This is a genomic window from Cognatilysobacter xinjiangensis, from assembly GCF_014651995.1.
Lineage (GTDB): Bacteria > Pseudomonadota > Gammaproteobacteria > Xanthomonadales > Xanthomonadaceae > Cognatilysobacter > Cognatilysobacter xinjiangensis.
Genome location: NZ_BMXY01000002.1, coordinates 381,777 through 399,335, shown reverse-complemented (window position 1 = coordinate 399,335; position 17,559 = coordinate 381,777). Strand labels below are relative to the sequence as shown.

At 70.4% G+C, this 17,559-nt stretch carries 24 protein-coding genes and 1 pseudogene; 11 read left to right on the top strand and 14 right to left on the bottom strand.

Annotated elements, in window-relative coordinates:
- The first annotated feature begins 19 nt into the window (after nt 1-19).
- A complete protein-coding gene (locus IE066_RS10440; RefSeq protein ID WP_189449561.1) occupies nt 20-598 on the top strand; it encodes a hypothetical protein in 579 nt (192 codons plus the stop codon).
- Between the two features lie 81 nt (nt 599-679).
- Here IE066_RS10440 and IE066_RS10435 read toward each other — a convergent pair whose 3' ends face one another.
- A complete protein-coding gene (locus IE066_RS10435) occupies nt 680-1,213 on the bottom strand; it encodes a lipocalin family protein (protein ID WP_189449559.1) in 534 nt (177 codons plus the stop codon).
- A 254-nt stretch (nt 1,214-1,467) separates the two neighbouring features.
- Here IE066_RS10435 and IE066_RS10430 point away from each other — a divergent pair, with 254 nt between their 5' ends.
- Both IE066_RS10430 and IE066_RS10425 read left to right on the top strand, forming a co-directional pair.
- Complete coding sequence (locus IE066_RS10430; protein ID WP_189449557.1) at nt 1,468-3,099, top strand: histidine kinase famiy protein; 1,632 nt, start codon at nt 1,468-1,470, stop codon at nt 3,097-3,099.
- Between the two features lie 218 nt (nt 3,100-3,317).
- Nucleotides 3,318-3,728, top strand: a complete 411-nt coding sequence (locus IE066_RS10425; RefSeq protein ID WP_189449555.1) for an acyl-CoA thioesterase — start codon at nt 3,318-3,320, stop codon at nt 3,726-3,728.
- A 63-nt stretch (nt 3,729-3,791) separates the two neighbouring features.
- Here the strand turns inward: IE066_RS10425 and IE066_RS10420 are convergent, their stop codons facing one another.
- The 4 genes from IE066_RS10420 to IE066_RS10405 all read right to left on the bottom strand — a co-directional run bounded on the left by IE066_RS10420 (nt 3,792) and on the right by IE066_RS10405 (nt 7,749).
- The gene (locus IE066_RS10420) at nt 3,792-4,427 is read right to left on the bottom strand and encodes a tetratricopeptide repeat protein (protein ID WP_189449554.1); all 636 of its coding nucleotides are present in this window, start codon (nt 4,425-4,427) and stop codon (nt 3,792-3,794) included.
- A gap of 322 nt (nt 4,428-4,749) precedes the next feature.
- On the bottom strand, nt 4,750-6,672 hold the full coding sequence (locus IE066_RS10415; RefSeq protein WP_189449552.1) for a lipase family protein: 1,923 nt from the start codon (nt 6,670-6,672) through the stop codon (nt 4,750-4,752).
- Between the two features lie 155 nt (nt 6,673-6,827).
- Nucleotides 6,828-7,190, bottom strand: a complete 363-nt coding sequence (locus IE066_RS10410; protein ID WP_189449550.1) for a DUF1428 domain-containing protein — start codon at nt 7,188-7,190, stop codon at nt 6,828-6,830.
- 88 nt (nt 7,191-7,278) lie between these two features.
- Nucleotides 7,279-7,749 carry a hypothetical protein gene (locus IE066_RS10405; protein WP_189449548.1) on the bottom strand — a complete coding sequence of 157 codons (471 nt, stop codon included), beginning with the start codon at nt 7,747-7,749 and terminating at the stop codon, nt 7,279-7,281.
- 134 nt (nt 7,750-7,883) lie between these two features.
- Here IE066_RS10405 and IE066_RS14885 point away from each other — a divergent pair.
- Together IE066_RS14885 and IE066_RS10395 are read left to right on the top strand one after the other, a co-directional pair.
- Nucleotides 7,884-8,168, top strand: a pseudogene (locus IE066_RS14885) (DMT family transporter); the annotation flags it as partial.
- Between the two features lie 225 nt (nt 8,169-8,393).
- A complete protein-coding gene (locus IE066_RS10395) occupies nt 8,394-8,825 on the top strand; it encodes a VOC family protein (RefSeq protein WP_189449546.1) in 432 nt (143 codons plus the stop codon).
- 8 nt (nt 8,826-8,833) lie between these two features.
- Here IE066_RS10395 and IE066_RS10390 read toward each other — a convergent pair whose 3' ends face one another.
- Complete coding sequence (locus IE066_RS10390) at nt 8,834-9,199, bottom strand: SpoIIAA family protein (protein ID WP_189449543.1); 366 nt, start codon at nt 9,197-9,199, stop codon at nt 8,834-8,836.
- 66 nt (nt 9,200-9,265) lie between these two features.
- Entirely contained in the window at nt 9,266-9,751 is a 486-nt protein-coding gene (msrB, locus tag IE066_RS10385) for a peptide-methionine (R)-S-oxide reductase MsrB (RefSeq protein ID WP_189449541.1), read from the bottom strand.
- A gap of 174 nt (nt 9,752-9,925) precedes the next feature.
- On the opposite strand from msrB, the gene IE066_RS10380 reads away from it, so the two are divergent.
- The 5 genes from IE066_RS10380 (at nt 9,926) to IE066_RS10360 (ending at nt 13,349) form a co-directional block, all read left to right on the top strand.
- The gene (locus IE066_RS10380; protein WP_189449539.1) at nt 9,926-11,383 is read left to right on the top strand and encodes an RAD55 family ATPase; all 1,458 of its coding nucleotides are present in this window, start codon (nt 9,926-9,928) and stop codon (nt 11,381-11,383) included.
- Nucleotides 11,384-11,386: 3 nt separating this feature from the next.
- Complete coding sequence (locus IE066_RS10375) at nt 11,387-11,788, top strand: response regulator (RefSeq protein ID WP_189449537.1); 402 nt, start codon at nt 11,387-11,389, stop codon at nt 11,786-11,788.
- Nucleotides 11,789-11,844: 56 nt separating this feature from the next.
- A complete protein-coding gene (locus IE066_RS10370; RefSeq protein ID WP_189449535.1) occupies nt 11,845-12,066 on the top strand; it encodes a hypothetical protein in 222 nt (73 codons plus the stop codon).
- A gap of 104 nt (nt 12,067-12,170) precedes the next feature.
- On the top strand, nt 12,171-12,746 hold the full coding sequence (locus tag IE066_RS10365; RefSeq protein ID WP_189449533.1) for a hypothetical protein: 576 nt from the start codon (nt 12,171-12,173) through the stop codon (nt 12,744-12,746).
- 69 nt (nt 12,747-12,815) lie between these two features.
- On the top strand, nt 12,816-13,349 hold the full coding sequence (locus tag IE066_RS10360; protein ID WP_189449531.1) for a DUF6630 family protein: 534 nt from the start codon (nt 12,816-12,818) through the stop codon (nt 13,347-13,349).
- A gap of 9 nt (nt 13,350-13,358) precedes the next feature.
- On the opposite strand, the gene IE066_RS10355 is transcribed toward IE066_RS10360, so the two are convergent.
- The 3 genes from IE066_RS10355 to IE066_RS10345 all read right to left on the bottom strand — a co-directional run bounded on the left by IE066_RS10355 (nt 13,359) and on the right by IE066_RS10345 (nt 14,105).
- Nucleotides 13,359-13,562: a zinc ribbon domain-containing protein gene (locus tag IE066_RS10355; protein WP_189449529.1), complete on the bottom strand. Its 204-nt coding sequence runs from the start codon at nt 13,560-13,562 to the stop codon at nt 13,359-13,361.
- Nucleotides 13,563-13,610: 48 nt separating this feature from the next.
- The gene (locus tag IE066_RS10350) at nt 13,611-13,766 is read right to left on the bottom strand and encodes a hypothetical protein (protein WP_189449527.1); all 156 of its coding nucleotides are present in this window, start codon (nt 13,764-13,766) and stop codon (nt 13,611-13,613) included.
- An 84-nt stretch (nt 13,767-13,850) separates the two neighbouring features.
- Complete coding sequence (locus IE066_RS10345; RefSeq protein WP_189449525.1) at nt 13,851-14,105, bottom strand: hypothetical protein; 255 nt, start codon at nt 14,103-14,105, stop codon at nt 13,851-13,853.
- Between the two features lie 123 nt (nt 14,106-14,228).
- On the opposite strand from IE066_RS10345, the gene IE066_RS10340 reads away from it, so the two are divergent.
- The gene (locus tag IE066_RS10340; protein ID WP_189449524.1) at nt 14,229-14,831 is read left to right on the top strand and encodes a DedA family protein; all 603 of its coding nucleotides are present in this window, start codon (nt 14,229-14,231) and stop codon (nt 14,829-14,831) included.
- Nucleotide 14,832: 1 nt separating this feature from the next.
- On the opposite strand, the gene IE066_RS10335 is transcribed toward IE066_RS10340, so the two are convergent.
- From IE066_RS10335 to IE066_RS10320, 4 genes are all read right to left on the bottom strand, one after another.
- Nucleotides 14,833-15,519, bottom strand: coding sequence for an ion channel (locus IE066_RS10335; RefSeq protein ID WP_189449523.1), 687 nt, complete (start codon nt 15,517-15,519; stop codon nt 14,833-14,835).
- A 56-nt stretch (nt 15,520-15,575) separates the two neighbouring features.
- Nucleotides 15,576-15,935 carry a response regulator transcription factor gene (locus IE066_RS10330; protein WP_189449522.1) on the bottom strand — a complete coding sequence of 120 codons (360 nt, stop codon included), beginning with the start codon at nt 15,933-15,935 and terminating at the stop codon, nt 15,576-15,578.
- 90 nt (nt 15,936-16,025) lie between these two features.
- The gene (locus IE066_RS10325) at nt 16,026-16,178 is read right to left on the bottom strand and encodes a hypothetical protein (RefSeq protein ID WP_189449521.1); all 153 of its coding nucleotides are present in this window, start codon (nt 16,176-16,178) and stop codon (nt 16,026-16,028) included.
- A gap of 62 nt (nt 16,179-16,240) precedes the next feature.
- Nucleotides 16,241-17,425, bottom strand: coding sequence for a GGDEF domain-containing protein (locus IE066_RS10320; RefSeq protein ID WP_189449520.1), 1,185 nt, complete (start codon nt 17,423-17,425; stop codon nt 16,241-16,243).
- Nucleotides 17,426-17,559 lie beyond the last annotated feature (134 nt).

The window sequence follows — 17,559 nt, the reverse complement described above, 5'->3', positions numbered from 1 at the left end:
TCGAGCACGAAGGAATCTCATGAAGAGTGTGCGTGTCCTGGCCGTCCTGATGACGGCGGCGATCCCCTGCGCGGCGTCGGCCGCGGAGCTGTCCCATGACTACGTCGAGGCCGGCGTGTCGCGCCTGACCGAGGACGTGCCGTCGGCTTTCGGCGGCGATCGGAAATTCGATGGCATGTATCTGCGCGGCTCGGCCGCGTTCGGCGACAGCGGGCTGTACGGCTTCGGTGCCTACCGGCAGGGCGAGACCGACGGTTCTGCGGCGTTCGACCGTTCCAGCGCGCAGCTGGGCGTGGGCTATGCGTACCGCATCGCGCCGCGCGTGGAGCTGCTCGGCGAAGGCAGCTGGCTTCGCAGCGACTACGAGGGCTTCGCCGACGACACCTGGCGCGCAAGCGTCGGCGCGCAGGCGGCCTTCGGCGAACGCGTGGAAGGCTGGGCGAAGGCGCACTACACCGACCAGGGCTACGACAGCACGCGCTATGCCGGCGAACTCGGCGCGCTGGTGAAGATCGGCGAGCGCTGGGGCGTGACGGGTACGGTCGAACTCGGCGATCGCGAGGACACCTACAGCCTCGGCCTGCGCGCGAGCTTCTGATCCGCGTGTCCCATCGGGAAGAGCCGGGCATCCGTCCGGCTCTTCCCGCACTGATGGCGGGAGGCGTCGCGCAGGCCGCGCTCAGCCCTGCGGCGTGTCGATCAGCTTCTCCACCGGATAGCCCATCGCGCGCGCACGCTCCACCAGGCCCGTGCGCACCGTGGGATCGAGCACGCGGTCGCGCGAGAGGATCCACAGGTTGTCGCGCGACGGCGTGCCGACCAGCGCCCAGCGGTAGTCCTCGTCGAGGTCGATGATCCAGTAGTCGCCCCAGACGAAGGGCAGGAACGAGAACGCCGCGGGCGCGAAGCGCACCTCGAGCTTCGACGTGCTGTCGCCGACGCGGCGTGCGACGCCGTTGGCCTGCTTGGTGGTGCCGTCGGCCTTCGTGCAGCGGTTGAGCACGTCGATCCGACCGTCGTCGCGCAGCGTGTACGTGGCGGTAGTGTCGCGCGCGCAGTCGCGCTGGAAGAACAGCGGCAGGTGTGCCTGCTCGTACCAGGTACCGGCGTAGCGGCGGAGATCGACGCGCTCGACCGCGCGCACAGGCTCCGCCGCCTGGAGCGCAGGTGCGAGGGCAAGCAGCGTGGCGAGCAGCTTGATGCGAATTGACATGGCGACCTTCGGAGATGGACTCGCGACCAGCCTGCCGGGCGCCGGTGGGTTGCCGGTGAAGCGACGCAACGCCTGTTCAGCTTCGCGAACTCCGAAACGGCCGACGTCACGCGAGCGTCATCCCCCGCAACCGGCCGCGAACGCTACGGCCGCTTCTTGACGTTCGTGGCTCGCAGGCCCGTTATCCTCGCCCGGCCTACCCGACCACTGCGGCGCACCTGGGCGGGATTGGAACAGACGCCGCCGGAGCCCCCGTGTCGAACGAAAAACCCCGTCTGCCGGGCCCGCGCCCGACTGTCCAGCAGGGCGCGGCCAACGAGTTGCGCGACCACAAGGACGACATCTTCTTCGCCGCGATCGAACTGACCCGCATGCCGATGCTGGTCACCGATCCGCGCCAGCCGGACAACCCGATCGTGTTCGCCAATCGCGCCTTCGTGGCGATGAGCGGCTATGAGCTCGACGAGATCCTCGGCCGCAACTGCCGCTTCCTGCAGGGCCCCGATACCGATCGCGACACCGTGGCGGCGATCCGCGACGCGGTGGAAACGCGCACCGAGATCTCGCTGGAGATCCTCAACTACCGCAAGGACGGCTCGAGCTTCTGGAACGCGCTGTTCGTCTCGCCGGTGTTCAACCATGCCGGGGAGCTCGTCTACTTCTTCGCCTCGCAGCTCGACGTCAGCCGTCGCCGCGATGCCGAGGAAGCGCTCGCGCAGGCACAGAAGATGGAGGCGCTGGGCCAGCTCACCGGCGGCATCTCGCACGACTTCAACAACCTGCTGCAGGTGATGGCCGGCCGCGTCGACTTCCTCGGCATGAAGGCGAAGATGGGCCTGCTGCAGCCGGGCGACGTCGAGCAGGGCCTGTCGGCCGTGCGCGCGGCGGTCGACAAGGCCAGCACGCTGACGCAGCACCTGCTCGCGTTCTCGCGCAAGCAGACGCTGCGCGGACGCGTGGTCAACCTCAACGCCTCGGCGAAGGCGATGCAGGACCTCGTCGGTCGCACGCTCGGCGATCGCGTGCACGTGGCGTACGAGCTCGATCCGGACCTGCCGAACTGCCAGCTCGACAACACGCAGTTCGAGATGGCGCTGCTGAACCTGTTCGTCAACGCGCGCGACGCGATGCCCGAAGGCGGCGAGATCCACGTGCGCACCGCGCGCGTGGACATCAGCGGCGCCGACCGACACGCCAAGGTGAGCCTGCCGCCGGGCGCGTACGCCACCATCGAAATCAGCGATACCGGCGCGGGCATCCCGCCCGAGCTGATCAACCGCGTGATGGAGCCCTTCTTCACCACCAAGGACGTGGGCAAGGGCACCGGCATGGGCCTGTCGAGCGTGTACGGCTTCGCCAAGCAGAGCGGCGGCGCGGCGGCAATCGAATCCGAGCCCGGGCGCGGCACCACGGTACGCCTGTACTTCCCCGCCATCGGCGACACGCCCGGCGCGCAGACGCTGCGGGTCGGAACGGGCGAGGCGCGGGGCGGCAACGAGCGCGTGCTGGTCGTGGACGACCGCCCCGAGATCGCCGACCTGGCCGCGGAGATCCTGCAGAGCGCGGGATATTCCACCGAGATCGCCTACACCGGCGCGGACGCACTGGCGCGCATGGAGGCGATGCATCCGCACGACTACCCGCAACTGCTGTTCACCGACGTGGTGATGCCCGGCGGCGTGAACGGCTACATGCTCGCGCAGGAGATGCGGCGCAAGCATCCGTCGATGCAGGTGCTGCTGACCAGCGGCTTCGATCGCGACCTCGCCGGCCTGCAGCGCGATGCGCCTTCGGAATTCGAGCTGCTGAAGAAGCCCTATTCGATGACCGACCTGTTACGCCGCGTGCGCATGATCCTGGACGGCGCGACCGGGCCTAAGCTCTAGCGGCTTCGTGCCCGCGGTGGACGCGCGACCGGTCATGCGGCACTGCGGCTGGCGCGGCGCGTGAACGAAACGTCCGTGCACGGGCTGCGACAGTGGGGCCCGCGGCCTCGCCGCGCTTCCGCCGCCGTCCTGGATCACTGGACATGCAGTGCTCCATCGCCCCCATCGAGCAGCACCGGCCGGCGCGCGCCGCCTCGCCCGCGCACGGAGGGCGCGCCATGTCGACGCCTGAAACGCCGCGCGAGGCGCGGCTGTGGGAGATCGTGTTTCCCGACCACAGCAACCACCCGGGGACGCTGTTCGGCGGCCAGGCGCTGGCGTGGATGGGCAAGACCGCATTCGTCGCGGCCACGCGCTACGCCAAGCGCACCACCGTGGTGACCGCGCGCTCGGAGCAGGTCGATTTCCACCTGCCGGTGCGGCAGGGACAGCTGGTCGAGCTGGTGGCGCGCGTGGTCGACGCGGGCCGCCGCTCGATGCGCGTGGAGGTCGAGCTCAATACCGAAGACCCGCAGGCCGCCACGCGGCACCTGTGCACGCGCGGGCACTTCACGATGATCGCGCTGGATTCCAGCGGGCGCCCGGCGCCGGTCGAGCCGTTCAAGGGCGTGACGCCGAGAGCGGACTGACGTCGCGATTCCCGCAAACGGGAACGCCGGCGCGAAGCCGGCGTTCTCGCAGGATCGGCTCGATCAGTCCTTCGGTGCGACGCCCAGGTACGCGCCGGCCATGCGCGTGGTCGCCCAGACGCTGGTCGGGTCCTTCTTCACCGAGCGGTCGAAATAGGCCTCGGCGGTGGCGCGGTCGCCGTTGAGCATGTACCAGGCGCCGATCTCCGCGAGCTCCTTCTCGTCGTAGTCGTTCATCGCCAGGAACTTCTCGAACAGCGGCTTGGCGCGCGCCCATTCCTTGTGTTCGGCATAGGTGCGCGCGGCGCGCATGACGTCGCCGGCGTCGGTTTCCTTCATGGTGAGCATGCGGTCGAGCAACGGGCGTGCCTTCGCCCATTCGCCGGCCTCGATGTAGACGCGCGCGATGCGGAACACGTCGCTGGTCTTCTCGGTGCTGTCGAGCAGCGTCTTGAAGATCGCCTCGCCGTCGGCCTTGCGGCCGCCGAGGTAGTAGATGCGGCCGATCGCGATCGTTTCCCAGCTGCCGTCCTCGGTCTGCGTCCTGGCGATGTCCAGCAACGCGCTCGCGGCCTGCGGCGGCGGCTTGCCCTGGTACATCGCGACGTCGGTCCTGCCGAGCTTGGACTTGGCGTCCGCGGCGCCCATCGTGCCGACCAGTACGATCGCGGCGCAGGCCGCCTTCCAGTATCCCTTCATCCCGTTGGTTTCCTTGGCGTTCGTGATCGCCGCATGCGGCGGCCGTCGCGTCCGCGGCGGCGGGTCATGCTAACCGGCCGTAGTGCGCCGGGAAACGCGGGCCTCCCGCGCGGCGCGCTCACCGCCGACGTGCCATGCTGCCGGCGACCGCAGCCCTCCTGCGGAACCGGAGTGCGTCATGAGCAAGGGAATGGACCGCAAGAAGGAAACGAAGAAGAAGCCTTCGAAAACGCCGCAGGAAAAGCGCGCGGCGAAGAACGAGAAGAAGCAGGTCAAGCCGTTCGCCCCGACCTGATATCGGAGCGACGGTGCCGGCGGGCCGTCACTCCGCCTGCATGTGCAGCCGCAGGATGCGGCGCAACTCCAGCATCGACTCCAGCCGTTCCTGCACGTGGTGGTCGCCGGCGATCACCAGCTCCGATACCGCGCCGTCGAGGTGCGCACTCGCGTAGGGCACCAGCCCGTCGGTGGCGACCTGCAGCGGAGCGGCCGCGTCCTCGACGCCGATGATGGAGTGGTAAGGCAGGCCCGCGGCGATCGGCACGCTGGCCGCGGCGCGCATGAACGGATCGGTGTCGCGCAGCGAATCGATGCTGGTGGGCCGCGCGCGTTCGCCACCGAGCGCCGCGATGCCTTCCTCGTCGCCGAGGCGTGACTGCAGGTGCTCCCTGAGTTCCAGCGGTGTGCGGATCAGCCGCGTAAAAAGCCAGCCGATGCCGCGCTCCGCGGCGGGCGTGCCGCGATGCGGCGCAGCCATGAATACCGCGCGGCGGATGCCGGGCATCGGCGCGAAGTCGACGAAGGGACGCAGGCGCTGCGCGAGCGCGGCATCGCCGCCGCGCGCGGCGAGGCGCGCGTCGAGCCACTGCGAGAGTTCGTCGCCGGGATTGGAGACCAGCAGCCGCGCGAGCACCCCGCCCATGCTGTGACCGACCACGACGATGTCGTGGCGCGCACGCGACGTGCCGGCGGGATCGACCTCGTCCAGCGCCTCGGCCAACACCTCGCGCAGCTCGTGGTGGTTCCAGGCCAGCGGCAGGCCGGTCGGATAGTAGACCTGCCAGATCTGGTAGCCGTCGCGCAGCGCCTCGTCGCCCATCACCTCGTTGGCGAGGTTGACCCAGGCCTCCGGGCTGCTCGCGAGGCCGTGGATCATCAGCAGGATGCGGCGGTCGGGATCGAAGCGCTGCATGCGGTAGACGTGCGGCTCGCGCAGTCCCCCGGGCCGACCGAGCAGGGAGAGCGTGGCCTGACGCGCGAACGGCGACTCTGCCAGCCACACGCCGTAGCCGGCGGAGAAGTTGGCGGCGAGCGGCAGCCTGCTGCCGTGCAGGTCGATGTCGCGCTGCTCGTAGGGATCGAACGCATAGATCGTGGCGCGATCGGTGGCGAGCACCTCGGCGAGGTCGCGGCCGGGAAAGTCGATCACCACCGTCAACGGCACGAAGCGCACGCGCGAGACGCGGCGCGGGCTGCCGGGCGGCTTGGCCGCGGCAGGGTCGCCGATACTGTCGGCGGCGAGCTCCACCGCCATCTCCGAGCCGAAGCCGTCGCGGCGGAACGTGGTGTACAGGCCGCGGAAGCGTAGGCCGTCGGTGGGGATCACGCGCACCGGCACGGCTGCGGCGTTCTCGGACGGAAAGTGCGTGAGATCGAAGGCCAACGACCAGCCGCCCGCACGCAGTTGCACCACGCCGTCGCGCGCCTGCGCCAGCCGGTCCAGATTCCTCTCGGCCACGCCCAGCGCCACGTGCTGCACGGCGACGTTGTAGTAGTCGCGCACCTGATTCTGGCGCGCCTCGAAAACGCGCGCATGCGGCGCGCGCGCGGTCAGGAACAGGTAGCCGTAGGCATAGCGCGCAACGTCGAGCCAGGCCGCTATGGCGGCGTCGCTGTAGCCGGATTCGTCGCCACCGCCCGCGCGCAACGCGCCCACGCTCGCGACCTCGGCGAGTGTGGCCAGCCGCGCCTCGTCGCCGAGTGGCTCGGTTCGGCGCAGCCGCGCGAGGCAGTCGGCAACGTAGCGCTGGCAGTCGGCCGGCTCGATCGCCGCGCTGCGCAGCGTGGCCAGTGCCGCATCGCTGAGGCTGCCGCGCGTGAGCACGTCGCCGCGCTTGTGCAGGATGGCCTTGTCGGCGGGCGACGTGGCCACGTGCACCGTGGCACAACCGCCGACCGCGACGAGCGCGGCCAGTACGACGAGGAATCGGGGCCAGGGCCCGGGCCGACGCGGCTGCGCCTGCATGCTGCCTCGCGGACAATTGCGATGGGCCGAGACTAACGTATGTAGGCGCACTTCATTCGCGCCACACAACCCGACGGATTGGATGCGAGGTCCGTGCCTCACACGTCACGATCATCGCCGGCACCGCGTCGGCCGGCGTCCGCGCGCGGAACGCGTCACTGCACGGCGAGCGTGTTGACGAACGGCTTGAAACCGCCCCAGAACATGCGGCGCCCGTCGAAGGGCATGGGCTCGGGGCCGGGCTGCAGCTCCGGGTCGGTCATGAGCTTCTCCCACGCGGCGTCGCGCGTGGGCTTGTCGGGCCACAGAACGAACGAGAACACGACGTTCTCGCCGTCCTCGGCCTGCACGGCACGGAAGAAATCGGTGGTGTGGCCGTGCTCGAGGCCGTCGCCGAGCGACTCGGCCACGCCGAGCGCACCGCACTCGCGCGCGCGACGCGCGAAGGTTTCCGCCATCGCGATGTAGTCCTGCAGGCGCTCCTCGCGCAGCGGCAGCACGAATCCGTCGATGTACATGGCTTGGCTCCTCGGTGGCGGGAGGGCAGGTTGGCCGAAGCCGCCCGTGCGGCGCGCGCCGTCCGTCGGCGGCGCGCCACGCGATGCGTCAGTAGCGGTCGCGATCGCCCGATAGCTCGATCTCCATGTTGTCGGCCTGCGTCGCCGCGGTATCGAGGGCGGCTTCCAGCGCCGCGGCGCTGACGTCGTCGGGCAGCTTGATGACGTAGTACAGCACCTTGCCGGCGAGTTCCCAGCTGCCGAGCTTGGACTGGCGGCTGTCGGCGAGCAGTTTTAGCGCGCGTTCGAGCCCGATCCGGTCGTCATCGACATGGCCGGCCGGCGCGAATACTTCGCGCACCACGAAGCTCCGCGTGGTTTCGGTGTTGCCGCTGACGTAGGCCAGCTGCGTGCGGCCTTCGTCGCCGTAGTTGTAGACGACGCGGTAGTCGCCGTCGTCGTCGCGCTCGAACTTGATGCCGCGCTCGCTGAGGCGCTTCTCGACGGAAGCGTCGGCATGGGCCAGCGGTGCGGTCGCGAGCAGGCAGCAAGCCAGGACGGCGGACGTGGCGAAGCGCATAGATTTCCCCTGTTTGTGTGGTCGATACGCCGCGATGCGGCGACCGGCGGCAGCGTAGCCGGGATGCGCCGCGATTGCAGTCCGTCGTCGCATGATTGCGACAATCGGCCTCCACGACCTCCCGACGAACCGCCATGAATCCATCGTTTCTGCTGCCCGCCCTGCTCGTCCTGCTCGCTGGCGGCCTGATCGCGCTGCAGGCGCCGACCAACGTGATGCTGGCGCGCGCGGGCGGCTCGCCGCTGCTCGCGGCGCTGATCTCGTTCGCGGTCGGCACCGTCGCGCTGCTGCTCGCATGGCTGGCAAGCGGGTCGCGGCCGGGGCTGGCGCCGTTCGGCACGCTGCCCTGGTACGCATGGATCGGCGGCGTGTACGGCGCGGCCTACGTGGCGGTCGCGGCCTATGCGGCGCCGCGGCTGGGGGCTGGCCTCGCTGATCACGATCGGCATCGCCGGGCAGATCGGCATGGCGCTGTGGCTCGACCACCACGGCGCGCTCGGCCTGCCGCAATCACCGGTGAGCGCCGGTCGCGCGCTCGGTGCGTTGCTGGTGGTCGCGGGCGTGGTACTGGTGCGTCGCGGCTGATCACGTCGCCCTGCCCGGCCGCGTCGCACGATGGTGCCCCCGTGATCCGGAGCGCGGCCATGGCCCAGCAGGTGCTGCATCGCGGTCGGTTGATCGACCATCTCCATCTCGTGGTCCGTGACCTCGATGCAAGCCGGCGCTTCTACGAAGCGGTGCTCGGTGCGCTCGGAGTGCCGATCGGCGGCGCGGGCAAGGACTTCTTCTGGTGCGACGAGCTGTACGTGTCGACGACGGCGCAGTCGTCGACCGACAGCCTCACCGGTCGCCATCATCTTGCGTTCCAGACGCGCGATCGCGCGATGGTCGACGCCTTCCATCACGCAGGCCTTTCCGCCGGCGGGGGCGACAATGGCGCGCCCGGCGAACGCCCGTATCACCCGGGCTATTACGCGGCCTTCCTCATCGACCCCGACGGCAACAACATCGAGGCGGTGTTCCATGGCAAGGCCGAACGCAGCGCGGCCTCGGTGACGCTCGCCTTCGAGCGCTGACGGCGCGCTCAGCGGGCGAGCCAGGCCTCCGCGTCGGCGGCGGCATCGCCGGCGAACACCTTGATCTCGATGCCCGGGATCACCGCGTTCTCGATCTGGCCCAGGCGCTGGATCCAGGCGTCGTCGGCCAGCACCGCGACGCGGTCGAAGCGGCCGATCATCGCGAACAGCTCGGGCATGTGCGAAAGCTCCACGCCGAGCGCGCCGAGGCTGGGCAACTCGAAGTCACGCACGCGGCAGAGCATGCGCCCGTGCTCGATGCCTTCCGATTCGCGCAGCAGCGCCTCGATCAGCGCGCGCATCGCGTCGGCGTCGAGGCGGCCCTGCAGCTCGATGTCCAGGCGTACCGGCGAGAGGCGATTGATGCGATGCATGGCGGGCTCCATCCACGAGAGCGTGCAGGCTAGCCGCGTGGCCGGCGATGCGGTGCGAAGGCCGGTCTAGCCGCCGAGGCGATCGCCGCGACCGAGCGGATCGGGCAGCGCCTCGTCCGCGCGCACGAAACGCAGCGACACAGAGTTGATGCAGAAGCGCAGGCCCGTCGGCGGCGGGCCGTCGTCGAACACGTGGCCCTGGTGGCTGCCGCAGCGCGCGCAGCGTATCTCGGTGCGCAGCATGCCGTAGCTGCGGTCCTCGACGAACTGCAGGTGCGATTCGTCGACCGGCGACGTGAAGCTCGGCCAGCCACTGCGCGAGTCGAACTTTTCGCCGGAGCGGAACAGCGGCAGGCCGCAGAGCCTGCAGCAGTAGGCGCCGGGCTCCTTGTTCTCCAGCAGCACGCCGCAGAACGGCGACTCGGTGCCGTGCTCGAGCAGCACGTGGCGCTCGTCGGGCGTGAGCGAGGCCTCGAGCGCGCGGCGTTGCTCGGGCGCCGGTGGTGCAAGGTCGAAGCCGGTGGGCGAGCGGAAGGCAGGGGCGGTGTTCATCGGAGTCTCGACATTGGGCCTGCGGATGCCTGCGATGCATCCCGGCGCGATCCGGCGATCCTGCCGCGATGGTGTTCAAGCCGCATGAAGGTGGACGCCGCCGAACGGGTATGCTCCCACGCGCCGCGCGCTCGGCGCCCATGCCGACCCGATCGGGTCATCCGGACCTGACTGATGGACACCCACGACGACCAAGCGAAGGCCGGCCGCGTCTCCACCGGCGACGCCGGCCTAGACCGCGTGCTGGGCGGCGGCTTCATGCGTGGCTCGGTGGCGATCTTCCAGGGCACGCCGGGCGCGGGCAAGACGACGCTCGCGAACCAGATGGCCTTCGCCAACGCGCGCAGCGGCGGGCGCACCGTGTACATCACGCTGCTGTCCGAGTCGCACGGCCGGATGACCAGCGCGCTCACGCCGATGCGGTTCTTCGACCACGGCGACATCGGCGAGACCATCCACTACATCAGCGGCTACTCGGTGCTGATGGAGGAAGGCGCGCGCGCGCTGCTGCAGCTGATGGCGGCCGAGGCGCGCAGCCACCGCGCCGACCTCGTCGTGCTCGACGGGCTTTTCGTGCTGGCCGATGCGGGCCTGTCGGAGAGCGAGTACCGCAAGTTCGTCAACGACCTCGCGCTTCAGGCCGAGCTGATGGGCTGCACGGTGCTGCTGCTGACCAACAGCCGCCGCGCATCGGACAGCCCCGAATACACGATGGTGGACGGCTGGATCGAGCTTGGCCGCGAGGACGGCGCGCATCGTTCGTCGCGCCATGTCGAGGTGCACAAGCTGCGCGGCAGCGGCTTCATTCCCGGCCGTCATCGACTGCGCATCTCCACCGGCGGCGTCGAGGTGTTTCCACGCCTGGAGTCCTATCTCGGCCACCAGCCGCGCCTGCCCGCCGGGCATGCGCGCGTGCCGACCGGCCTGGCCAAGGTCGACACGCTGTTCGGCGGCGGCCTGCCGGCCAATTCCAACACGCTGCTCTGGGGCGCATCGGGCACGGGCAAGACGACCTTCGGCCTGCACTTCCTCGCGGCCAGCTCGCCGCAGGAGCCGGGGCTGCTGTTCACGTTCTACGAATCGCCGGACGAATGCCTGCGCATCGCGCCGCTGCGCGGCATTGACCTGCCCGCGCGGGTGGAGGAAGGCAGCGTGGAAATCGCCTGGCATCCGCCGATCGAACACGACATCGACGAACTCGGCCACGCGCTGCTCGCCCGCGTGCGCGAACGGGGCGTGCGGCGGCTGGTGATCGACGGGCTCGATGCGTTCGAGAAGGTGACGCTGGATCCGCCGCGCCTCGGCCGCTTCCTCACCGCGCTCACCTACGAGCTGCGCAACATGGGTTGCACGTCGATCTTCATATCCGAGGTACCGGACATCTTCGGGCACGAAGCGCTCACCATGGCCGGCAACCGCTCGTCCATCGCGCAGAACATCCTGCTGCTGCGGTATGCGCAGGACGGCGCGCGGCTGCGCCGCACGTTCGCCGTGCTGAAGGTGCGGGAGAGCGATTTCGACCCGTGCGCGCACGCGTTCCACATCACGTCCGAAGGCGTCGCGCTCGAGGGGCCGGCCGATCCCCGTTCGCCGGATACCGCCGGAGCCGGACAGGACCCGGCGGGGGACTGAGGCGTGTCAGGGCGATCGCCGGCGCAGCCACCCATCATCCTTCTGGTCGAGGACGAACCGGGCATCCGCGAGTCGCTCGAGTTGCTGCTGGAGCTTGAGGGCTTCTCGGTGGTGTCGGCGGCCAACCCGGTACAGGCGCTGGAAAAGCTGCGGTCGCTGGACTGCGACCTGATCATCACCGACCAGATGATGCCGCGCATGGATGGCCTTACCTTCCTGCGCCACGTGCGCGCGCAGCCGCGACTCGCGCGCACGCCGGCGATCATGGTCAGCGCCGTGCCGCGGCCGCCGCAATTGCTGGAGTCGCTGGCCGACGCGTTCATCGGCAAGCCGTTCGAGGCCACGCGCCTGCTCGACACGATCCGCCGACTGCTCGCGTCGCGCGCGGCGACCGACGAGGCGTAAGCCGGCGTCATACAAGGCATCTCAGCCCGTGAGATGCACGCGCCGAGACTGGCGCCATGGCCGCCCATCGATCGACCCGCCCGCCGCAGGACTTCGTGTCCATCACTTCGCCCAACTGGATGCAGCTGTGCGCGCTGCTGGGACAGAACCCGATGCAGCTCACCCTGCGCGTCGACGGGGTCTGCATCGGCTGGCGCGCGCCGCGCATGTGGTACGTCGATCCCGACAGCTACCGCGCCGTGATGCAGCGCTGGCCGGACGGCTACTGGCCGGGCTGAGCGCGACTTCTTCCCCGCTTCACCGACGCCGCATCATCGGCTCACGCGACGGCGCGATGCTGCGCCGGTGCCGCATGCGCGGCGATGGAGCGAGGAGAGCGACGATGACCCTGTGGATCCGGGAACGGGCGATGCCCTGGCGCGGCCGCTGGAGCGCTGCGATCTGGACCACCGCGGCCGCGTTGCTGCTGGTGCCGGCCATCGCCATGCGCTTCGACACCGGCGTGAACTGGACCGCTTCGGACTTCGTGGTCATGGGCGTGCTGCTGGCGCTGACCTGCGGCGCGTTCGAGCTGGCGACGCGGATGTCGGGCGGCTGGCTGTCGCGCGCGGCCTTCGCGGTGGCGGTACTCGGCGGCTTCTCGATGGTGTGGGCGAACCTCGCGGTGGGGCTGGTCGGCGACGGCTTCAATCCGGCCAATGCGATGTTCATGGGCATTCCGCTCGCTGCTGCGGTCGGCACGCTGCTGGTGCGCTTCCGTACCGCGCGCATGGCGCGGGTGATGCTCGTCGTGGCCGCGCTGCATGCGCTGGTGGGCGTGGTCGCGGTGGTCGGCGGCTGGGGCCTGCCGGTGAACGGGCCGCTGCATACCGTCGGCGTCACCCTGTTCTTCATGGCGCCCTGGCTGCTGTCGGCGCTGCTGTTCCGGCTGGCCGCGCGTACGCGATCGGCGGATTGAGGCGACGCGGGCATTCCGTCGCGACGCCGCCGGCGCGATGATGCGCCCCCCCACCCCGGCGAGCCCGCCATGCATTCCGACTTCGATCCCGACGACAACTTCGCGCAGGCGTTCGACGCCGGCGCCGACCTCGACGACGAGGCCGCGCTCGAAGCGGTGATCTGGCAGCTGCTGCTGCTCATCAACCCGGGCGACGAGGACGCCGCGCACGCGCAGCTGCTGGCCTGGCAGGAAGGCCTCGACGAAGGCCAGGACGTGGACACGGCGATCGACCGCCTGCAGGACGTCATCGACTGGAAGGCCGGCTTCCGCGTCGCCGCCGACGACACGCACGGCGCGATGGAGGCGCTGGACGAGCTGGCCGCACGCTGGAACCTGCGCATCGACTGGGACCTCGACGACGACGAGGACTTGGACGCCACCGACGTGCCCGCCCTGCTCGACACCGCGTTCGACCGCCTGCGCGAGCACCATTACACGCTGTGGGTGCGCGATCTCGGTGGTGACGAGCACGCGGGCTGGATCACCCGTAGCCGCGACGACGACGCGATGCGCGAGATCGCCGCCGCGCTCGCGCTGCGCGTGCATCCGGCCGGCGGCTGAGCCGCCCCGTTACGACACCAGGAAGTCGAACAGCTGCGAGCCGCCGCTCGCGTTGGCGCGATAGAACTCGGTGTAGCCGCAGCGCGTGCAGCTCACTGCGGTGAAGCGGTTGGTGGAAACGTCGAAGGCGGCGGACAGCCAGCCGCCTTCGGTGCGGATCTCGTTGCGGCTGTAGTCGGTGCACCCGCACTTCGCGCAGGCATAGGACGTCATCGCAGGCTCCCTCGTCGATGGAGCCCGGATGCTACGGCCGCCCGCGGCTCAGCGCGCGCGGCCGCGGGCGGCGCCGCGGCGACGCGTGCCGGTCTTCTTCTTGCCGCCCAACACGGAATCGATCAGGCCGCCACGGCCACCGGCGCGGCTCAGCGCGCGGGTGACGGCATAGGTCAGGACGATCTTGGCGAGCGCACGGAGCATGGTCGTTTCCTTCGCGGCGCGGATCGCCGGCGTCCCGTGCAGTATCGACGTGCGCCGTCAACGCGGCGGTAGTGTCGTCCGCGCCTACGGGCGGCAACGCGCCTCCAGCGCGCGGTACTGCGCGTCGCTCGCCGTCGCCGGCCGGCCCTGCAGATCGAACAGGTCGTAGCCCTTGCGGCCGCAGATCTCGCTGGCCTGACGGAAGCATTCGATGTCCATGCGTCCGGCGCTGCAGACCACCGGAATCGCGCGCGGCGCCGAGGCCTCGCGCGTGGCGCCCCGGGTGCCGCAGGCGGTGGTGGCGAGCAACAGCGGGGCGATAGCGAGCAGGGCTTTCATCGAAAGGCTCCGGGACGGGATCGACGCGAGGCTAGCGCGCGTGCCGCGACGGCGCGATGCACGTCCATCCGGCGTTGATGACGGCCGTGCGAGGCTGCCGTCTCTTCCGCCACCGGGTTCCGCATGGACGAGTGGGTCCAGCAGACACTGCAATCGCTCGGCTACTTCGGCATCGCGCTGCTGACGTTGCTGGAAACCGTGTTCCCGCCGATCCCCTCGGAACTGGTGCTGCCCCTGAGCGGCTATCTGGTCGCGCAGGGGCGGCTCACGCTGGTCGGCGCGATCGTCGCGGGCACCCTCGGTGCGATGGCCGGCGCGCTGCTGCTGTACTGGCTGGGCTCGCGTTACGGCGAGGACCGCCTCAAGGATTTCGCGCGCCGCCACGGGCGCTGGCTCACGCTGTCGCCGCGCGACGTGGACCGCGTGACGCAGTGGTTCGACCGCCACGGCGCCTGGGCCGTGTTCGGCTGCCGCATGGTGCCCGGGCTGCGCTCGCTGATCTCGATTCCCGCCGGCGTGCACCGCATGCCGCTCGTGCCGTTCATCACCGCGAGCCTGCTGGGCACGCTCGTGTGGACCGCGGCGCTGGTGTACCTCGGCAAGCTCGCCGGCGATCACTTCGAGCGCATCGGCGAATACCTCGGCACCGGCACGAAGATCGTCGTCGGCGCACTGGTGCTGGCCTACGTGGTGCGCGTGCTGCGCTACCGGCCCGACGCGGACTGACTCATTCGCGGCGTCGCACGATCGACAGGCCGATCACCCGCGACACCACGATGGCGATGTAGCCGACGCCGGCCATCTGCTCGAGCATCACCAGCACGCGCGCCTGCGGCAGCATCGGCACGATGTCGCCGTTGCCCACGCCCGAAAGCGTGGACACGCTGAGGAACAGCAGCTCCAGCCACACGCGTGGTCGCTCGGGATCGACCGCGCCGGTGAAGCTGCCCGGATACCAGGACTGGCAGACGAGATACGCGTAGGCGAACGCCCAGGCCACCAGTGTGAACGTCGCGCCGGAGGCGTAGAGCTCGTCGGTGGTGACCACGTGATCGTGCAGCATGTAGGAGATCAGGCTGCCCGCCGCGTAGAAGTACAGCGCCGATTCCAGTAGCGACGACCACACCACCAGGTCCGGCCGGTCGAACGCGATCGCCGACACCGACAGCGCGATCGCGGGCGCCGCGAGCAGCCAGGCGATCCAGTTCACCGACGGGCTGCGGCGCACCACCCAGACCGCGAGCGGTACCACCACCAGCGCGATCGCGCTGAACAGCACGCGGCGGTCCTGCGTGTCGACATCGCCCAGCTGCGCGTACAGCAGCAGGCTCAGCAGCTGCACGGCCAGCAGCCAGCCGGAGGGATGGCGGAATGCGCGCCAGCGCGGGCGCGGGAACAGGGCGGTGTCGGGCATCGGGCCTCCGTCGGGTCGCCCGTTGTAACCCGACGGCCGTCGGCGTTGCGCAGGTGCTAGTCGAACGCGTGCAGCGCCGCCAGCAGCGGCTCCAGCGGGCCGGTCTTGGACAGGACCGGGCAGCCTATGTCCTCGGCCAGGTTCGCGAGGTCGACCTGGTCGCCCACCGCCGTCATCACCAGCACCGGAATGTCGCCGTGCGCCGAGCCACGCACGGTCTTGAGGAAGCGCAGCCCGTCCATGACCGGCATCACCAGGTCGAGCACGATCACGTCGGGCCGCAGCCCCGCGTTGAGCTGGCTCAGCGATTCGCGCCCGTTCGCCGCGCGGCTCACGCTGAAGCCCTCGAGTTCGAGCAGCTCGGCGAGGCCGTCACGGATGGTGGTGTCGTCTTCGACGATCAGGACGTGCGTCATCACTGCGGAGAACCGGGAATCTTCCCGGTATCGGCCGGAAGCGACGGCGCATGAGCGTCGAAGGCCGATGCGCGTCGCATTTCGGCGATGTCAGCTTCGATCGCGCGGTGGCGCAGGCGGATCGTGGCGGTCGGCCGGACGCCGGTCGCGGTGCTTGTGCGAGAGCGCGCGCTTCTCCTCGTCCGCCGCGCGGCGGTCGCGGGCGCGCGTGGCGGGGCTGCGGTGGTCGGTGTGAGGCGCCATCGGTCCGGTCCGTCGCGGAGCCGCCAGACTGGGCGGCGACCCGGAAACGCGCCGTGACGGCCTCAGCCGACGGTGCAGGCTGCAGCGGATGGGGCGGCCTGCACCGCCACGCGGTCGCGCCCCTGCTGCTTGGCGGCGTAGAGAGCGGCGTCGGCGGCCTCCATCAGCGCCTGCACCGCCCCCTGCGGGCCGGCATGCGCAGCGGCCACGCCCACGCTGACGGTGAGGTGCCCGCGCGGGCTGTCGGCATGCGGCAGCGCCAGCGCTTCCACCGCTTCGCGCACGCCCTCGCCCAGCTCGGCCGGGTCCACGCCCGCCGCGCGGTACCAGACCAGCATGAATTCCTCGCCGCCATAGCGTGCGGCGAGGTCGAGCGGGCGGCGCGCCTGCGTGGCCACCGCCGCACCCACCGCCTGCAGCGCCGCGTCGCCCTCGGCATGGCCGTAGCGGTCGTTGTAGCGCTTGAAATGATCGACATCGACCATCGCCAGCGCGACCACCGCGCGCTCGCGCACCGCCTGCCGCCAGATGCGCGCGAGGTGCTCGTCCAGCGCGCCGCGGTTGGGCAGGCCGGTCAGGCCGTCGTGGCGCGCGCGTTCGTCGAGCATGCGTTGCACGAGGAACACCGAGCGCGCGCCGTGCTCGAGGAAGTAGCCGCCGGACGCGCCGACCACGTTGGCCGCCAGCAGGAACACGACCTGGTAGAGCCCGGCCTGCGCATCGGCCTGCCAGGCGAGCTCCGCGCCCAGCACCGCCGCCAGCGTGAGCAGGTTGATCGCGAGCGCACCCCACCAGCCGGGGCTCGCCAGCAGGTAGATCGCCATCGCGACCAGCAGGATGCCCTCGTAGGGCAGCGGATGGCCGCGCTGCAGGCCCACCGCGATCACCGCAGCGGTGCCGAGCCCGGTGGACAGCGCGGCGATGAAGATCGGCAGCCGCATGCGCGTGCGCCAGCCGCGGCTATGGCTGGCAACGACCGCCAGCAGCAGCGCCGGCATGATCAGCAGCACGCGGATCGGCACCGTCCAGCGATGCACGTCCGCCGGCAGCGTCGCCACATCGAGGCCGATGAAGGCGGCGAAGATCACGAAGCCCAGCCAGCCCGCCCAGCGCACGCGCTGCAGTTGCGCGCGGCTGTGGAAGCGCTGGTACTCGACCTCCAGCACGGGCTCGAAGCGCAGTACGGGAAAGCCGCGCTCGAGCGTGCGCTGGTAGACGGACGCGCTGGTCGGCGGCAGGCGACTCATGCGGACCCTCCGTTCGGATCGCCGGTGGAGGGGCGACGCGTCGACGGTATCGGCGCGACGCGGCCTCCCTGAAGGTGCGTGGCCGCGTCGTTCAGCACCGAGCTGCGACGACCGGGAGGCGCTGCGACCGACAA